At 57.6% G+C, this 16,397-nt stretch carries 12 protein-coding genes; 6 read left to right on the top strand and 6 right to left on the bottom strand.

Translation table 11 applies throughout. The features are described from left to right. Positions 1 to 15 precede the first annotated feature (15 nt). On the top strand, positions 16 to 2,334 hold the full coding sequence (gene feoB / locus ACZ6J2_RS17275) for a Fe(2+) transporter permease subunit FeoB (RefSeq protein ID WP_471726306.1): 2,319 nt from the start codon (positions 16 to 18) through the stop codon (positions 2,332 to 2,334). A gap of 10 nt (positions 2,335 to 2,344) precedes the next feature. Continuing rightward, positions 2,345 to 2,581 (top strand): [Fe-S]-dependent transcriptional repressor FeoC, encoded by a 237-nt coding sequence (gene feoC / locus ACZ6J2_RS17270; protein WP_471726305.1) that lies wholly within the window; start codon positions 2,345 to 2,347, stop codon positions 2,579 to 2,581. A 33-nt stretch (positions 2,582 to 2,614) separates the two neighbouring features. Here the strand turns inward: feoC and ACZ6J2_RS17265 are convergent, their stop codons facing one another. Together ACZ6J2_RS17265 and bioH are read right to left on the bottom strand one after the other, a co-directional pair. Then, positions 2,615 to 2,884, bottom strand: coding sequence for a YdgH/BhsA/McbA-like domain containing protein (locus ACZ6J2_RS17265; protein WP_023309499.1), 270 nt, complete (start codon positions 2,882 to 2,884; stop codon positions 2,615 to 2,617). Between the two features lie 111 nt (positions 2,885 to 2,995). Then, positions 2,996 to 3,769, bottom strand: coding sequence for a pimeloyl-ACP methyl ester esterase BioH (gene bioH / locus ACZ6J2_RS17260; protein WP_471726304.1), 774 nt, complete (start codon positions 3,767 to 3,769; stop codon positions 2,996 to 2,998). Positions 3,770 to 3,806: 37 nt separating this feature from the next. Here bioH and gntX point away from each other — a divergent pair, with 37 nt between their 5' ends. The 3 genes from gntX (at position 3,807) to gntT (ending at position 6,833) form a co-directional block, all read left to right on the top strand. Further along, complete coding sequence (gene gntX / locus ACZ6J2_RS17255) at positions 3,807 to 4,490, top strand: DNA utilization protein GntX (RefSeq protein ID WP_471726303.1); 684 nt, start codon at positions 3,807 to 3,809, stop codon at positions 4,488 to 4,490. Between the two features lie 61 nt (positions 4,491 to 4,551). Next, positions 4,552 to 5,127, top strand: coding sequence for a Fe-S biogenesis protein NfuA (nfuA, locus tag ACZ6J2_RS17250; RefSeq protein ID WP_008503055.1), 576 nt, complete (start codon positions 4,552 to 4,554; stop codon positions 5,125 to 5,127). Positions 5,128 to 5,516: 389 nt separating this feature from the next. Then, positions 5,517 to 6,833 (top strand): gluconate transporter, encoded by a 1,317-nt coding sequence (gene gntT, locus ACZ6J2_RS17245; RefSeq protein ID WP_471726302.1) that lies wholly within the window; start codon positions 5,517 to 5,519, stop codon positions 6,831 to 6,833. Between the two features lie 86 nt (positions 6,834 to 6,919). Here the strand turns inward: gntT and malQ are convergent, their stop codons facing one another. Beyond that, positions 6,920 to 9,001 carry a 4-alpha-glucanotransferase gene (gene malQ, locus ACZ6J2_RS17240; protein WP_471726301.1) on the bottom strand — a complete coding sequence of 694 codons (2,082 nt, stop codon included), beginning with the start codon at positions 8,999 to 9,001 and terminating at the stop codon, positions 6,920 to 6,922. Positions 9,002 to 9,010: 9 nt separating this feature from the next. Then, positions 9,011 to 11,404, bottom strand: a complete 2,394-nt coding sequence (gene malP, locus ACZ6J2_RS17235; RefSeq protein WP_471726300.1) for a maltodextrin phosphorylase — start codon at positions 11,402 to 11,404, stop codon at positions 9,011 to 9,013. 585 nt (positions 11,405 to 11,989) lie between these two features. Between malP and malT the strand changes: the two genes are divergently transcribed. Further along, positions 11,990 to 14,695 (top strand): HTH-type transcriptional regulator MalT, encoded by a 2,706-nt coding sequence (gene malT / locus ACZ6J2_RS17230; protein ID WP_471726299.1) that lies wholly within the window; start codon positions 11,990 to 11,992, stop codon positions 14,693 to 14,695. A 62-nt stretch (positions 14,696 to 14,757) separates the two neighbouring features. Here malT and ACZ6J2_RS17225 read toward each other — a convergent pair whose 3' ends face one another. Beyond that, a complete protein-coding gene (locus tag ACZ6J2_RS17225; RefSeq protein WP_008503060.1) occupies positions 14,758 to 15,516 on the bottom strand; it encodes a DeoR/GlpR family transcriptional regulator in 759 nt (252 codons plus the stop codon). Positions 15,517 to 15,532: 16 nt separating this feature from the next. Continuing rightward, positions 15,533 to 16,363, bottom strand: a complete 831-nt coding sequence (glpG, locus tag ACZ6J2_RS17220; protein ID WP_471726298.1) for a rhomboid family intramembrane serine protease GlpG — start codon at positions 16,361 to 16,363, stop codon at positions 15,533 to 15,535. Positions 16,364 to 16,397: the final 34 nt, after the last annotated feature.

Here is a 16,397-nt window from a genome sequence, read left to right as displayed (position 1 = left end):
AGTGAGTCTAAAAAAATGAAAAAGTTAACTATTGGCTTAATTGGCAATCCTAATTCCGGCAAGACTACGCTTTTTAACCAGCTAACCGGAGCGCGCCAGCGCGTGGGCAACTGGGCGGGCGTGACGGTTGAGCGTAAAGAGGGCCAGTTCACGACAACGGACAACCAGGTGACGCTGGTTGACCTTCCCGGCACCTACTCCTTAACCACCATTTCGTCGCAAACCTCGCTCGATGAGCAGATTGCCTGCCACTATATTCTTGGCGGCGACGCGGACCTGCTGATCAACGTGGTCGACGCCTCCAATCTTGAGCGTAACCTTTATCTGACGCTGCAGCTGCTGGAGCTGGGGATCCCCTGCATCGTGGCGCTCAACATGCTCGACATTGCGGAGAAACAAAAGCTGCGCATCGACGTCGATGCCCTCTCCGCGCGCCTGGGTTGTCCGGTCGTTCCGCTGGTCTCGACGCGCGCTCGCGGTATTGATGCGCTGAAGCTGGCTATTGACCGTCACCAGGGAAATCGTGACATTGAGCTGGTGCATTACGCGAAGCCTCTCCTGCGCGAAGCCAATGTGCTGGCGCAGGAGATGGACCAAAGCATGCCTGCGAAACAGCGCCTGTGGCTCGGCCTGCAGATGCTGGAAGGGGATATCTACAGCCGCGCTTACGCCGGGCATGCGGCTGATAAGCTGGACGCGACGGTGGCCCGTCTTAGCGACGAGCTGGAGGACCCGGCGCTGCACATCGCCGATGCGCGTTACCAGGCCATCGCCTCGATTTGCGACGTTGTCAGCAACGCCCTGACGGCAGAGCCCAGCCGCTTTACGGCGGCGGTGGATAAGGTTGTGCTTAACCGCTTCCTCGGTTTGCCCATCTTCCTGCTGGTGATGTATGTGATGTTCCTGCTCGCCATTAACATCGGCGGCGCGCTCCAGCCCATTTTCGACGCCGGTTCCGTCGCGGTCTTCGTCCACGGAATTCAGTGGGTAGGTTACACCCTGCACTTCCCGGAATGGTTAACCATCTTCCTCGCACAGGGGATCGGCGGCGGTATCAACACCGTTCTGCCTCTGGTGCCGCAGATCGGCATGATGTATCTGTTCCTCTCGTTCCTGGAAGATTCCGGCTACATGGCGCGCGCCGCGTTCGTGATGGATCGCCTGATGCAGGCGCTGGGTCTGCCGGGTAAATCCTTCGTCCCGCTGATTGTCGGCTTCGGCTGTAACGTGCCGTCGGTAATGGGCGCGCGCACGCTTGATGCGCCGCGCGAGCGTCTGATGACCATCATGATGGCGCCGTTTATGTCCTGCGGTGCCCGTCTGGCCATCTTTGCGGTCTTTGCCGCAGCCTTCTTTGGCCAGCAGGGCGCGCTGGCGGTCTTCTCGCTGTATGTGCTGGGCATCGTGATGGCTATTCTTACCGGTTTAATGCTGAAGCACACCATCATGCGCGGTGAAGCGTCGCCGTTTGTGATGGAGCTGCCGGTGTATCACGTGCCGCATCTGAAAAGTCTGGCGATCCAGACCTGGCAGCGCCTGAAGGGCTTTGTGCTGCGCGCCGGTAAGGTCATTGTCATCGTCAGCATTTTCCTGAGCGCATTGAACAGCTTCACCCTCAGCGGGCAGGCGGCAGATAACATCAACGACTCCGCCCTCGCCTCCGTCAGCCGCGTCATTACGCCGGTCTTCAAACCGATTGGCGTGCATGAGGATAACTGGCAGGCAACCGTCGGGCTGTTCACCGGTGCGATGGCGAAAGAGGTGGTTGTCGGCACACTGAACACGCTTTACACCGCCGAGAACATTCAGGAACAGGAATTTAATCCGGCAGAGTTTCATCTCGGCCATGAACTGCTGGGTGCCGTAGAGGAAACCTGGCAGAGCCTGAAAGACACTTTCAGCCTGAGCGTGCTGGCGAACCCCATTGAGGCGAGCAAAGGCGACGGCGAAATGGCGACGGGTGCCATGGGCGTGATGGGCGAGAAATTTGGCAGCGCGTCTGCGGCCTACAGCTACCTCATCTTTGTCCTGCTCTACATTCCGTGCATCTCCGTGATGGGGGCGATTTCCCGCGAGTCCAGCCGCGGCTGGATGGGCTTCTCCATCCTGTGGGGGTTAAACATTGCGTACTCGCTGTCGACGCTCTTTTATCAAACCGTTAACTTCAGCCAGCATCCGCGCTACAGCCTGGTCTGCATTCTCGCGGTTGTGCTGTTTAACGCGATCGTGCTTGGTCTGCTGCGGCGTGCGCGCAGCCGCGTCGACATCGACCTGCTGGCAAACCGTAAAACCGCCGCGACCTGCAGCAGCAGCCCGGCGGGCGACTGTCACTAAGGAGCAAAGCATGGCATCGTTGATTCAGGTTCGTGACATGCTGGCACTGCAAGGGCGAATGGAGGCGAAACAGCTGAGCCTCAGCCTGCATACCCCGCAGCAGATGATCGATGCCATGCTGGAAAGACTGGAAGCCATGGGGAAAGCCGTGCGGATTCAGGAAGACGCGGACGGCTGTCTCTCCGGCAGTTGTAAAAGCTGTCCGGAAGGAAAGGCCTGCCTCAGGGAGTGGTGGGCGCTGCGTTAACAAAGCCGGGCATCGCTGCCCGGCTTTATCGTATTACTTATAGACGTCCGCCGTTGCGCGTACGTTTTTGGTCTGCTTTTCAGCGCTGGTGACGACGTAGTACGTTCCGCCCAGCTCATCCGCTTTCTTCGACAGCTCTTTTCTCGCGTCCATCGGCGCGGTGGTGTCAGACGTAGAAATCTCACCAATTTTCGTCAGATTCATGCCGGCAACTTTATCTTTTTCCAGCTCTTTTGCCGCAAAGACGCCAAATGACAGTGACCCAATAACCAGAGAAGTGACAATACCTGTAACAAGTTTCATAGCCTGACTCTCCATAGGATTGTTGTTTTGATTATCGTAGGCAGAACAACCGCAACGACATCTGGAGTATGGTTGCGGTGTGTTACTTTTTCCAGGCAGGATAGAAAATAATCAGTCGAAACGTTGACTTAACGCAATCAGCGCTGAACAAAATTCCGTCGGATGAGAGATAAACGGGGCATGCGCGGCTTTGGCAACGATCTGCGATTCACTCTCCGGCCAGAGCGAATCCAGCAGCGGAACCACTTTGCGCGGCACAATCCCGTCGAGGTAACCGTAGATACGCAGGTGCGGCACCCTCAGCGCGGCCAGCGGCTCGCGCAGGTCAACCGTTTTCAGGAGCTCAAGACCGCCGTTAAGCACCTCAACCTCCGGCATCGGCAGCGAAAGCACGGTCTGCTTGAGCGTTCGGGCATCCTTACGCGCGGTGTCAGTGCCCATTGTCTGCAATGCCAGGAACCGCTCTACGGTCCGCTGGAAATCTTCGCTCAGCTGCTGCTGGAAGCCCGCCAGCACATCAGGCTTGATCCCCGGCCACTCTTCCTGCGCGCTAAAACAGGGCGATGACGCCACCGTCACCAGCGCTTTTACGCGTTCAGGCCGCGACAGTGCAATCTGGCTCGCCACCAGCCCGCCCAGGCTCCAGCCCAGCCAGACCGCGTTTTGCGGCGCAGCGTCCAGAACCTGCTGCGCCATTTCATCAAGCGACAACGCGCCATACCCGCGGCTGCGGCCAAAGCCGGGTAAATCCACCAGATGCAGTGTGAAATGCGAGGCAAGTTCCTCACGTATGCAATGCCATACTTCCGCATTCAGGCCCCATCCGTGCAGCAGCACAAGATGGCAATTTCCTGTCCCTACGGTCTGCCACCACAGCGTCTTCATCAGTTACTGTTCTCTTTTTTTCACATGGAGGTTGCACATGCTAACAGTACCCGGCTTGTGCTGGCTATGCCAAATGCCGCTGGCGCTCAGCGGGTGGGGCGTCTGCTCCGTCTGCACGCGATCGCTGCAATGGCGTATCGGGATCTGTCCACAATGTGGTTTACCGGCCACAAACCCCTCGTTGCCCTGTGGCCGCTGCCTGAAAAAATCCCCGCCGTGGAGCGCGCTGGTGGCCGTGGATGATTATGTCCCCCCGCTGAGCAGACTGGTTCATGCGCTGAAGTTTTCCGGGCAGAGCTCGCTGGCACAGCCCCTTGCCCGCCTGCTATTGCTGGCGGTTTTGCAGGCGCGACGTCAGCGGGCTCTGGCGAAAATCGACATGGTGGTGAATGTCCCTTTATACCGACGTCGGCACTGGCGGCGCGGCTATAACCAGAGTGACCTGCTCTGCCGTTCCCTCGCACGGTGGCTCGGCTGTCGGTATGAGGCCCGCGCGCTGACACGCGTTCATGCCACCGCCATTCAGCATCAGCTCAGCGCCCGGCTTCGCAAAAGAAACCTCAAAAATGCCTTTCGCCTTGAATTGCCGGTCGACGGCCTTCATATCGCGATTGTGGATGATGTCGTCACCACGGGCAGTACCGTTGCTGAACTTTCCCGACTGCTTTTGCGAAGCGGCGCCGCGTCGGTTCAGGTATGGTGTCTGTGCCGTACCTTGTAGCCCTTCTTCAATGGGCGTATGATTATACCCAGGTAATTTAGTCAACTATTAGGCCAAAGCTATGATCCGTATTTCCGATTCTGCACAAGCGCACTTTGCCAAACTGCTGGCAAATCAGGAAGAAGGGACGCAGATCCGCGTGTTTGTGATTAATCCAGGCACTCCGAATGCAGAATGTGGTGTTTCTTATTGTCCTCCGGACGCTGTGGAAGCGACTGACACTGCCCTTAAATTTGAACAGCTCACCGCGTACGTTGATGAGCTAAGCGCACCGTATCTTGAAGATGCGGAGATCGACTTCGTCACCGATCAGCTGGGTTCGCAGCTGACCCTGAAAGCGCCGAACGCGAAAATGCGTAAAGTGTCTGACGATGCCCCGCTGATGGAGCGCGTTGAGTATCTGCTGCAATCCCAGATCAACCCACAGCTGGCGGGCCACGGCGGTCGTGTTTCCCTGATGGAAATCACCGACGAAGGTTTTGCCATTCTGCAGTTTGGCGGCGGCTGTAACGGCTGTTCCATGGTCGATGTAACGCTGAAAGAAGGGATCGAGAAGCAGCTGCTGAACGAGTTCCCGGAACTGAAAGGCGTGCGTGACCTGACCGAACACCAGCGCGGCGAGCACTCTTACTACTAATTCAGTATCCGTCCGTATCGCCCGGTGGCGCTGCGCTTGCCGGGCCTACAGAAATAGTGAGGTCTGATGCCCTCACCCCGGCCCTCTCCCACGGGAGAGGGTGAAAACATTAAAAACGGTAACCTCATGGTTACCGTTTTGCGTTTACCTCCTATATGTTGACCTGCGTCTCATAATTCAAATTTAGCCTCCCTGGGTGATTCTCAATCGCGCCATGTTACCCGTATCATTCTCGTGGGCACTCAGCATCCTTATAACAGCCGACTAAACTTAATGGTTTCGAAGGCATCAGTATGAGTGCCGTTAATACTCTGTTCCCAGTTGGGACAATCGGAATTTGTCGTTGAAACAATGACGTTACCCATAACAATTCAAAGGCCAGGTAAATCATGCCATTAGTCATCGTTGCTATCGGTGTTGTGTTATTACTGCTCTTGATGATCCGTTTCAAAATGAACGGATTTATCGCTCTGGTTCTGGTGGCACTTGCAGTCGGTCTGATGCAGGGTATGCCGCTGGTTAAAGTTATCAGTTCCATCAAAGCCGGTGTCGGCGGCACGCTCGGCAGCCTGGCGCTGATCATGGGCTTCGGCGCCATGCTCGGCAAAATGCTGGCGGACTGCGGGGGCGCACAGCGTATTGCCACCACCCTGATTGCCAAATTCGGTAAACAGCACATTCAGTGGGCCGTGGTATTAACCGGTTTTACCGTCGGCTTCGCGCTGTTCTATGAAGTGGGCTTCGTGCTGATGCTGCCGCTGGTGTTCACCATCGCGGCTGCGGCAAACATCCCGCTGCTGTATGTCGGTGTGCCAATGGCTGCGGCGCTGTCCGTGACCCACGGCTTCCTGCCGCCGCACCCGGGGCCAACCGCTATCGCAACTATCTTCCACGCGGATATGGGTAAAACCCTGCTGTTCGGTACGATTCTGGCGATCCCAACCGTGATTCTGGCAGGCCCGGTTTATGCCCGCTTCCTGAAAGGCATTGATAAGCCGATTCCGGAAGGTCTGTACAGCGCCAAAACCTTCACCGAAGAAGAGATGCCGGGCTTTGGCGTCAGCGTCTGGACCTCTCTGGTACCGGTGATCCTGATGGCGATGCGCGCCGTGGCGGAGATGATCCTGCCGAAAGGTCATGCTTTCCTGTCCGTTGCGGAATTCCTGGGTGACCCGGTGATGGCAACGCTGATCGCGGTGCTGATCGCGATGTTCAGCTTCGGCCTGAACCGCGGCCGTTCAATGGATCAGATCAACGACACGCTGACCTCGTCCATCAAAATCATAGCCATGATGCTCCTGATCATCGGTGGTGGCGGTGCATTCAAGCAGGTTCTGGTCGACAGCGGCGTGGACAAATACATCGCTGCCATGATGCATGAAACCAACGTATCGCCGCTCCTGATGGCCTGGTCTATTGCCGCGGTTCTGCGTATTGCGCTGGGTTCTGCGACCGTTGCGGCGATCACCGCGGGCGGTATCGTTGCCCCGCTGATTGCGACTACGGGCGTAAGCCCTGAGCTGATGGTTATCGCCGTCGGTTCCGGTAGCGTGATTTTCTCTCACGTTAACGACCCTGGCTTCTGGCTGTTCAAGGAGTACTTCAACCTGACGATCGGTGAAACCATCAAATCCTGGTCCGCGCTGGAAACCATTATTTCGGTGTGTGGTCTGGTCGGGGTGCTGCTGTTGAATATGGTGGTTTGATGTAAAAAAGCCGGGTGGCGCTGACGCTTACCCGGCCTACATTCTATTCCCTCTCCCTCTGGGAGAGGGTTAGGGTGAGGGCGATACTACCGCTTCTTGCCCACCGCCCTTCTGCGCTTGTCCAAATCCTTAATCAGCTTGTTCACCCCGTCATCGGCAAACATCTTCTCAAGCGTTGTGGACAGCTTGCGACGCCAGTTCTTGTACTGATAGCTGGTGCCCGGAATGTTCACCGGCTCCGCCATATCAATCCAGTCTTCCGGCTGCAGGCCCAGCAGGGCGCTGTTGCTGTCGGCAATATAGCGCTGCAGGCCACGATTGAGGGTAGCGGTCATCGACATCAACGACGCCTTATGTCCGGCACGTTTCGGCAGACAGCCCTGCTTGTGAAGCGCATCCAGCAGCCCCTGTTTCGAGAGCTCGCGATCCTGATACAGGCCGCGCAAAACCTCTTCATCAGGATACAGACCCAGCGTTTTACCGAGCGTCAGATCGCCGCTTTCCCAATAGCCACGAAGCGTAGGAAGGTCATGCGTCGTCGCGACTGCCATTGACTGTTCAGGGTACGCTTTCGGCGCGCGGAAGGTTTTCTCATGGTCGTTTTCAAAATAGAGCACTTTATAGGAGTAGACGCCGCTGTCGCGGAGCTTGCTGACAATTTCCACCGGCACGGTACCGAGATCTTCACCGATCACCATGCACTGATGGCGTTTACTTTCCAGCGCCAGGATCGACAGCAAATCGTCAACCGGATACTGCACGTACGCCCCGTGATCGGCCGTTTCACCGTACGGGATCCACCACAGACGCAGCACGGACATCACGTGGTCGATACGCAGCGCGCCGCAGTTCTGCATGTTGGCGCGCAGCAGGTCGATGAACGGCTCGTAGGCGCGCGCCGCCATGACGTGCGGATCCATCGGCGGCAACCCCCAGTTCTGACCGAGCGGACCAAGAATATCCGGCGGCGCGCCGACGGAGGCTTTCAGACAGTAAAGCTCACGGTCACACCAGGTTTCCGCGCCGCCCTCTGCCACGCCGACGGCCAGATCGCGATACAGGCCGATCGGCATCTTATAGCCCTGGCTCACCTGCCAGCAGGCGGCAAACTGGCTGTACGCCAGCCACTGCAGCCACAGGTAGAAGTCCACTTCATCGGCATATTTTTCACAGAACGCTTTCACTTCAGGCGTGTCGACGGACTGATACGCGTCAGGCCAGACCGGCCAGCCCCAGCGCATTTCGTCCTCTTTCACCTGATACGCGTGCAGCGCATCAAACGCCGCCTGCCAATACAGGCTCTCGCCCTCCTGCGTCACAAACTGGCGGAACGCGGCCATCTGCTCGTCATCGCGCTGCGAAAAGCCTTTCCACGCCAGACGCAGCGCGGCCATTTTCAGCGCCGTGACGGTGGAATAGTCCACCCAGTCCGCGTCGCGCGCCTGCTTCAGGGCCTGCTGCGTGGTGCTGAGTTTCCACCACGCCTGCGCCTCTTTGCTGTTTTTGAAGTCATCTAACGCGTTAACGTCGATATAAATCACGTTCAGCCAGCGACGGGACGACGGGCTGTACGGGCTGGCGCTCTCCGGGTTAGCCGGATAGAGCGCGTGGATCGGGTTGAGCCCGATAAACGCGCCGCCGCGCTCGCCCACATCCACCAGCATCTTTTTCAGATCGCCAAAATCACCGATGCCCCAGTTGCTGTCGGAGCGCAGGGTGTAGAGCTGCACGCATGCGCCCCACAGCTTTTTGCCTTCGAGCAGCGCCTGCGGCTCGTAGCAGCGTTTTGGCGCGACGATCACCCGGCAGTGGAAACGCAGGTCATCCTGGGTAAGCGTGAGGGTGTGATACCCCTCCGGCAACTTCGCCGGAAGGTTTAACGTTTTGCCGCCGGTAGCGTGGCCTTTGTGCTGATGCCCCTCTTCGGTGGTAAGCAGCCAGCTAAACTCGCCGCGCCCCTCCACCGCCAGCGGCATCTTTTTGCCTGCGGTGAACACCTTCACGTTCGGCACCGGCGCAACCGACGCTTTCGCGTCGGCTTTGTGCATGGCGTCCAGCAAACGTCTTTTGGTGTCGGCGCCAATAGACTGCGGTTTGCCGTGCGCATTAATGTAACTGAGGCTGATCCCCGCCGCCTGCGCGGCGCTGTCCAGACGTTTACTCTCCATCGCGCTTCCTTAGCGTTTTGCCTGCCAGATACGGGCCTGATAATCACGGATTGAACGGTCAGAGCTGAACATACCGCAGCGGGCGGTGTTCAGAATGCACGCGCGGGTCCACGCCTCCTGGTCGCGATACAGCACGTCGACCTGCTTTTGCGCTTCAACGTAGGCCGTGAAGTCCGCCATCACCAGATACGGGTCACCGCCGTGTTTGTCCATGCTGTGCAGCATCTGGTCAAACGCGTGCTTGTCGCCGTCGCTGTATTTACCGCTTTCCAGCTCCTTCAGCACCGCGTCGAGCACTTTGTCTTTCTTACGCCATTTCACCGGGTCATAGCCTTTGGCCTTGATGGCTTTCACCTCTTCCACGGTATGGCCGAAGATAAAGATGTTCTCTTCACCCACCTTCTCGGCGATTTCGACGTTGGCCCCGTCGAGCGTACCGACGGTCAGCGCGCCGTTCAGCGCCAGCTTCATGTTGCCGGTACCGGACGCCTCTTTCCCTGCAGTCGAGATCTGCTCGGAAATATCCGCCGCCGGGATCAGCATTTCAGCCGCCGAGACGCAGTAGTCCGGCAGGAACACCACCTTCAGCTTATCGCCCACTTTCGGATCGCTGTTGATCGCCGCCGCCACTTTATTGATGGCGAGGATAATGTTTTTCGCCAGGTAGTAGCCCGGCGCCGCTTTCGCACCGAACAGGAACACGCGCGGCACGCGGTCAGCCTGCGGGTTCTCGCGGATCTCTTTGTACAGCGCCAGAATGTGCAGCAGGTTCAGGTGCTGACGTTTGTACTCGTGCAGACGTTTAATCTGGATATCGAAAATGGCGTTCGGGTTGATCTCAATGCCGGTACGCACTTTCACAAACTCCGCCAGGCGAACTTTGTTCTCCAGCTTGATCGCCCGGTACTGCTCGCGGAATTTCGCGTCGTCAGCGTATTTTTCCAGGTTGATGAGCTGGTCCAGATCGTTGGCCCACTCTTTCTTCAGGGTCTTATCCAGCAGACCGGCCAGCAGCGGGTTGCACTGCTTGATCCAGCGACGCGGCGTGATGCCGTTGGTCACGTTGTGGAATTTGGTCGGCCACAGCTGGTGGTATTCCGGGAAGAGATCTTTGACCACCAGATCCGAGTGCAGCGCCGCCACGCCGTTCACCGCAAAGCCGCTGACCACGCACATGTTCGCCATGCGCACCTGCTTATCGTGAACCACCGCCAGCTTCGCCCAGACCGCTTTGTTGCCCGGCCAGGTTTTAGCCACCAGGGTTTTAAACTGGTCGTTAATCTTGTTGATGATCTGCATGTGGCGCGGCAGCAGCGTTTTCACCAGCTTCTCATCCCAGCACTCGAGCGCTTCTGGCATCAGGGTGTGGTTGGTGTAGGCAAAGGTACGGCTGGTGATGGCCCAGGCGTCGTCCCAGCTCAGCTGATGCTCGTCGATCAGCACGCGCAGCAGTTCCGGGATCGCAATGGTCGGGTGCGTATCGTTGAGCTGAATCACTTCGAAGTCAGGCAGCTGCGCCAGCTTGCGGCCCGCCAGGTGATGGCGACGCAGAATGTCCGCTACGGAGCAGGCGCACTGGAAGTACTGCTGCATCAGGCGCAGCTTTTTACCGGCCAGGTGGTTGTCGTTCGGGTAGAGGACTTTGGTCAGCTTCTCGGCGTCGATGCCCTGCTGCTCGGCGCGCAGGAAATCGCCGTCGTTGAATTTGGTCAGGTTAAACGGATGCGCGTGCTTCGCCTGCCACAGACGCAGCGGCTGCGCCACGCCGTTACGGTAGCCGAGCACCGGCAGATCCCAGGCTTCACCGGTAATGGTGAACGCCGATTCCCAGAGCCCCTGCTTTGTCACTTTCCCGCCAATACCGACCTGCACATCCAGCTGCGCGTTGTGGCGGAACCACGGATAGGTATTGCGATGCCAGTCGTCCGGCGCTTCCATCTGATGGCCATCGGCAAACGACTGACGGAACAGGCCGTACTGATAGTTCAGGCCATAGCCAATCGCCGACTGGCCGACGGTCGCCATGGAGTCGAGGAAACAGGCCGCCAGACGACCCAGACCGCCGTTGCCCAGCGCCGGGTCTGTCTCTTCTTCCAGCAGGTCGGTCAGGTTAATGTCGTGTTCTTTCAGCACATCGCCGACGTCCTGATACCAGCCGAGGTTCAGCAGGTTGTTGCCCGTCAGACGGCCAATCAGGAATTCCATCGAGATATAGTTCACGTGACGCTGGCCCTTAACAGGCTTTGCCACCGGTTGAGCATCCAGCTGTTCTGCGAGCGCACCGCTCACGGCCTGCCACCACTGGTGAGGCGTCATCTCGTTTGCAGCATGAAGGCCAAAACGCTGCCACTGACGCGTCAGGGCAGCCTGAAATTGAGCTTTGTTGAAGGTAGGCTGTGACATAGGGGATCGGCATCCTTTAGAAAGAAAACACAAGTTGGCGCTAGTGTGCCTGGCTCATTTCCCCTCTTCCTCCTCCTGTGGGGGATTAGACAGGGAGGAGTAGCGGGGATGAGCATAAAAGTGTGATCGAGGCCACTCTCAGAGCATAGTTCGAGTGTGCCCGGAAGATAAAAAAGTAACCGGGGAGAATGTCAAAGAAATGAAATGCAGTTTCGGGTGAAATTAATCCGTTCTGAAATGATTACTTACGTAGAATAATAATTTAGCCATCGGGACACATCTCAAAAGACTATTACTCTCACTCAACTTTACCCGCACTTTATTAAATTTGACGTCACTATACCTTTCTGAAACCAGTTTCAGCGCAGCGGCAATGTATACAGACAAGCCAGCAGTGACGCGGCGTTACGGGCCTTTCGAGAAAGTTCCAACATTTGCCTGAATGTTTTGTGACAGAGTGCAAATTCAGAACCACAAAACCCAGACATAACTTGCAATAGTTCTCTTTCTGTTCGACCTTATATCGTATTAATTACGAAGCGCAAAAAAATAAAATCTCTCGTTCCCCACAGTGAAGTGAAACCTATGTTGATTCCGTCTAAATTAAGTCGCCCGGTTCGTCTTGACCATACAGTGGTCCGCGAGCGTCTGTTGGCTAAACTTTCCGGCGCGCATAATTTCCGACTGGCGCTGGTTACGAGCCCTGCAGGCTATGGAAAAACAACGCTCATTTCGCAATGGGCCGCGGGTAAAAGCGATCTTGGCTGGTACTCCCTCGACGAGGGCGATAACCAGCAGGAGCGTTTTGCCAGCTATCTGATTGCCGCCATACAGCAAGCCACCCATGGACACTGCGTCGCCAGTGAGGTGATGGTGCAAAAGCGCCAGTACGCCAGCCTGTCCTCCCTTTTCTCTCAGCTGTTTATCGAACTGGCCGAATGGCATCGCCCGCTTTACGTGGTGATCGATGATTACCATCTCATCACGAATCCGGTGATTCATGAATCGATGCGTTTCTTCCTGCGCCATCAGCCGGAAAACCTGACTTTAGTGGTGCTGTCACGCAACCTGCCGCAGTTGGGTATTGCCAACCTGCGCGTGCGCGATCAGCTTCTGGAAGTAGGCAGCCAGCAGCTGGCCTTTACCCACCAGGAAGCGAAACAGTTCTTTGACTGCCGCCTGACATCACCGATTGAGGCCGCCGAGAGCAGCCGTCTGTGTGATGACGTTGCCGGCTGGGCCACGGCGCTGCAGCTTATCGCGCTCTCTGCCCGACAAAACAACAGTCCGGCGCATCAGTCTGCGCGGCGTCTGGCGGGCATCAACGCCAGTCACCTTTCCGACTACCTGGTGGATGAGGTGCTGGACAGCGTCGATCCCTCGACGCGTAATTTCCTGCTGAAAAGCTCGCTGCTGCGTTCCATGAACGATGCGCTTATCGTGCGCGTAACGGGCTGTGAAAACGGACAGCTGCAGCTCGAAGAGATTGAACGTCAGGGCCTTTTCCTGACGCGCATGGACGATCCCGGCGAGTGGTTTAGCTATCACCCGCTGTTTGGCAGCTTCCTGCGCCAGCGCTGTCAGTGGGAACTGGCGGTTGAACTGCCGGAGATCCACCGCGCCGCTGCCGAAAGCTGGATGGCGCAAGGCTTCCCGAGCGAGGCCATCCACCACGCGCTGGCCGCCGGTGATGCCAGCATGCTGCGCGATATCCTCCTCAACCATGCGTGGGGCCTGTTTAACCACAGCGAGCTGACCCTGCTGGAAGAGTCTCTCAAAGCCCTGCCGTGGGAAAGCCTGCTGGAGAATCCGCGTCTGGTGCTGCTGCAGGCCTGGCTGATGCAGAGCCAGCACCGCTACAGCGAAGTGAACACCCTGCTGGCGCGTGCAGAGCAGGAGATGGAAAGCGAAATGGATACCACCCTGCACGGCGAGTTCAACGCGCTGCGCGCTCAGGTGGCCATTAACGACGGCGACCCGGACGAAGCTGAACGGCTGGCGATGGTCGCGCTGGATGAACTGCCGCTGGCTAACTTCTACAGCCGCATCGTGGCGACCTCGGTGCACGGTGAAGTGCTGCACTGCAAAGGCGACCTCACCCGTTCCCTTTCACTGATGCAGCAAACCGAACAGATGGCGCGTCGACATGATGTCTGGCATTACGCGCTGTGGAGCCTGATCCAACAGAGCGAGATTTTATTCGCGCAGGGGTTCCTGCAGGCCGCCTGGGAAAACCAGGAAAAAGCGTTCCAGCTGATTCGTGAACAGCACCTGGAACAGCTGCCGATGCACGAGTTCCTGTTGCGTATTCGCGCTCAGCTGCTGTGGGCATGGTCGCGTCTGGATGAAGCAGAAAGCTGCGCCCGCCAGGGTGTGGATGTCCTTTCCAGCTTCCAGCCTCAGCAGCAGCTGCAGTGTCTGGCGCTGCTGGTACAGTGCTCGCTGGCACGCGGCGATCTCGATAACGCCCGCAACCATCTGAACCGCCTGGAGAACCTGCTCGGCAACGGTCAGTATCACAGCGACTGGGTCTCAAACGCCGATAAGGTCCGGGTGATTTACTGGCAGATGACCGGCGATAAAAAATCCGCCGCCAACTGGCTGCGTCAGACGCCTAAACCCGAATTTGCGAACAACCACTTCCTGCAGAGCCAGTGGCGCAACATTGCCCGCGCGCAGATCCTGCTCGGTGAATTAGAGCCCGCAGAGATTGTGCTGGAAGAGCTGAACGAGAACGCGCGCAGCCTGCGTCTGATGAGCGACCTGAACCGCAACCTGCTGCTGCTGAACCAGCTTTACTGGCAGGCGGGTCGTAAAAACGATGCCCAGCTCGTGCTGCTGGAAGCGCTGCAGCTGGCTAACCGCACCGGCTTTATCAGCCACTTTGTGATTGAAGGTGAAGTGATGGCGCAGCAGCTGCGTCAGCTTATTCAGCTCAACACGCTGCCGGAGCTGGACCAGCATCGCGCCCAGCGCATTCTGCGCGAGATTAACCAGCATCATCGACACAAGTTCGCGCATTTTGATGAGAACTTCGTTGAACGTCTGCTGAACCACCCGGAAGTGCCGGAGCTTATCCGCACCAGTCCGCTCACGCAGCGCGAATGGCAGGTTCTGGGTCTGATCTATTCAGGCTACAGCAACGAGCAGATTGCCGGTGAGCTTGCGGTGGCGGCGACCACCATCAAAACGCATATCCGCAATCTGTATCAGAAGCTGGGCGTGGCGCATCGTCAGGATGCGGTGCAGCATGCGCAGCAGCTGTTGAAGATGATGGGGTATGGCGTGTAGGACCTCTGCGGTCTGATGCCCTCACCCCGGCCCTCTCCCACAGGGAGAGGGAGAACGGCTTTTCAACACAACTCTAACTGCAAATTATTATCTTTAATCACCTGCATCACGCCCGCTGGCGGCATCACGTCGGTGTAGACCGCATCCACCATGCTGATGCTGCCCATGTTCACCATCGCATTTCGGCCAAACTTCGAATGATCCACCACCAGCATCACGTGACGTGAGTTCTCAATAATCGCGCGCTTGGTGCGCACCTCGTGATAATCAAACTCCAGCAGCGAGCCGTCGCTGTCGATGCCGCTGATCCCGAGAATGCCGAAGTCGAGGCGGAACTGAGAGATAAAATCGAGGGTCGCTTCGCCAATAATCCCGCCGTCGCGGCTGCGCAGTTCGCCGCCCGCGAGGATGATGCGGAAGTCGTCTTTCTGCATCAGGGTATTGGCCACGTTCAGGTTGTTCGTGACCACGCGCAGGTTCTCGTGATCCAGCAGCGCATGGGCGACCGCTTCCGGCGTGGTGCCGATATCAATAAACAGCGTCGCCCCGTTCGGGATCTGGCTGGCGACCTTGCGGGCAATGCGCTCTTTCTCTGCCGTCTGCGTGGCTTTACGGTCATGCCAGGAGGTATTGACCGAACTGGACGGCAGCGCCGCGCCGCCGTGGTGGCGAAGAATGCGATTCTGATCGGCCAGGTCGTTCAGGTCACGACGGATGGTTTGTGGGCTGACGGCAAACTGCTCCACCAGCTCTTCGGTGCTGACGTATCCCTGTTTTTTTACCAGTTCGATAATAGCGTCATGACGTTGTGTTTGTTTCATCAATTATCCCTGAGAATTATGTTCGTTTTCGCGCATGGAGCGTGTCGGCAAAGGCCATCGCTAACCCCACGGCCAGCCCGGCGACGTGCGCACCGTTGGCGATAGACATACCAAACAGATCAAACCATCCGGCAATTAGCCATATTAACGCAAAGGTTATTAATCCGCGCTGCAGATAGATGCCGCTTTCCGGATCGCGCTCCCCGCGAAGCCAGACATAGCCCATCAGGGCATACACGACGCCCGACAGCCCGCCGAACCACGGCCCGCTGAACTTGTGCTGCACATAGCCGCTCAGCAGGGCGCTGATAAGGGTGATAACGATCAGCTTGCCGCTGCCCAGGCGCTTTTCTACGGCGCCGCCGAGATACCACCACCAGAGTAGGTTGAAGAGAATATGCATCACCGAGAAGTGCATCAGCGCGTGGCTAAAGTAGCGCCAGACGTCAAACTCAACAGACGGGTCATAGGGCCAGGCCAGGGCAATCATCACGCTCTGGTCGCCCACCACGTTCATGATAATGAAGACGATAATGCAGGCCGCCATCAGCAGCAGCGTAAACGGGCCGGCGCGCTCGCGGATGGTGGCAAGGAAGGGAAAACGGCTGTAGTGCAATCCGCTGCCGGTCTGGCCGGACTGCCAGCTGGCCGCCAGATAGCGCGGGTCGCCGGGGTTCTCAAGAAAACGCGCCAGCTCTTCGTTTACGCGCGCGGCCTGGCTCTCGTCGGCCAGCCAGACGTCGGTCTGCGTATGTTGCTGAATGGTCAGAATAACGCCCTGCGTCGCCATATAGTCGACAAACGCCTGGGCGACGCGCGGGTTGGTAAAAGAGGTGATCATCAACATGGGCAGCGGTCGCTTATTTCCACACAAAAGGGGA

This window comes from Enterobacter sp. E14S (assembly GCF_055666685.1).
Note: the sequence above shows the minus strand (reverse complement) of the source record. Positions and strands in the feature narration are given on the sequence as shown.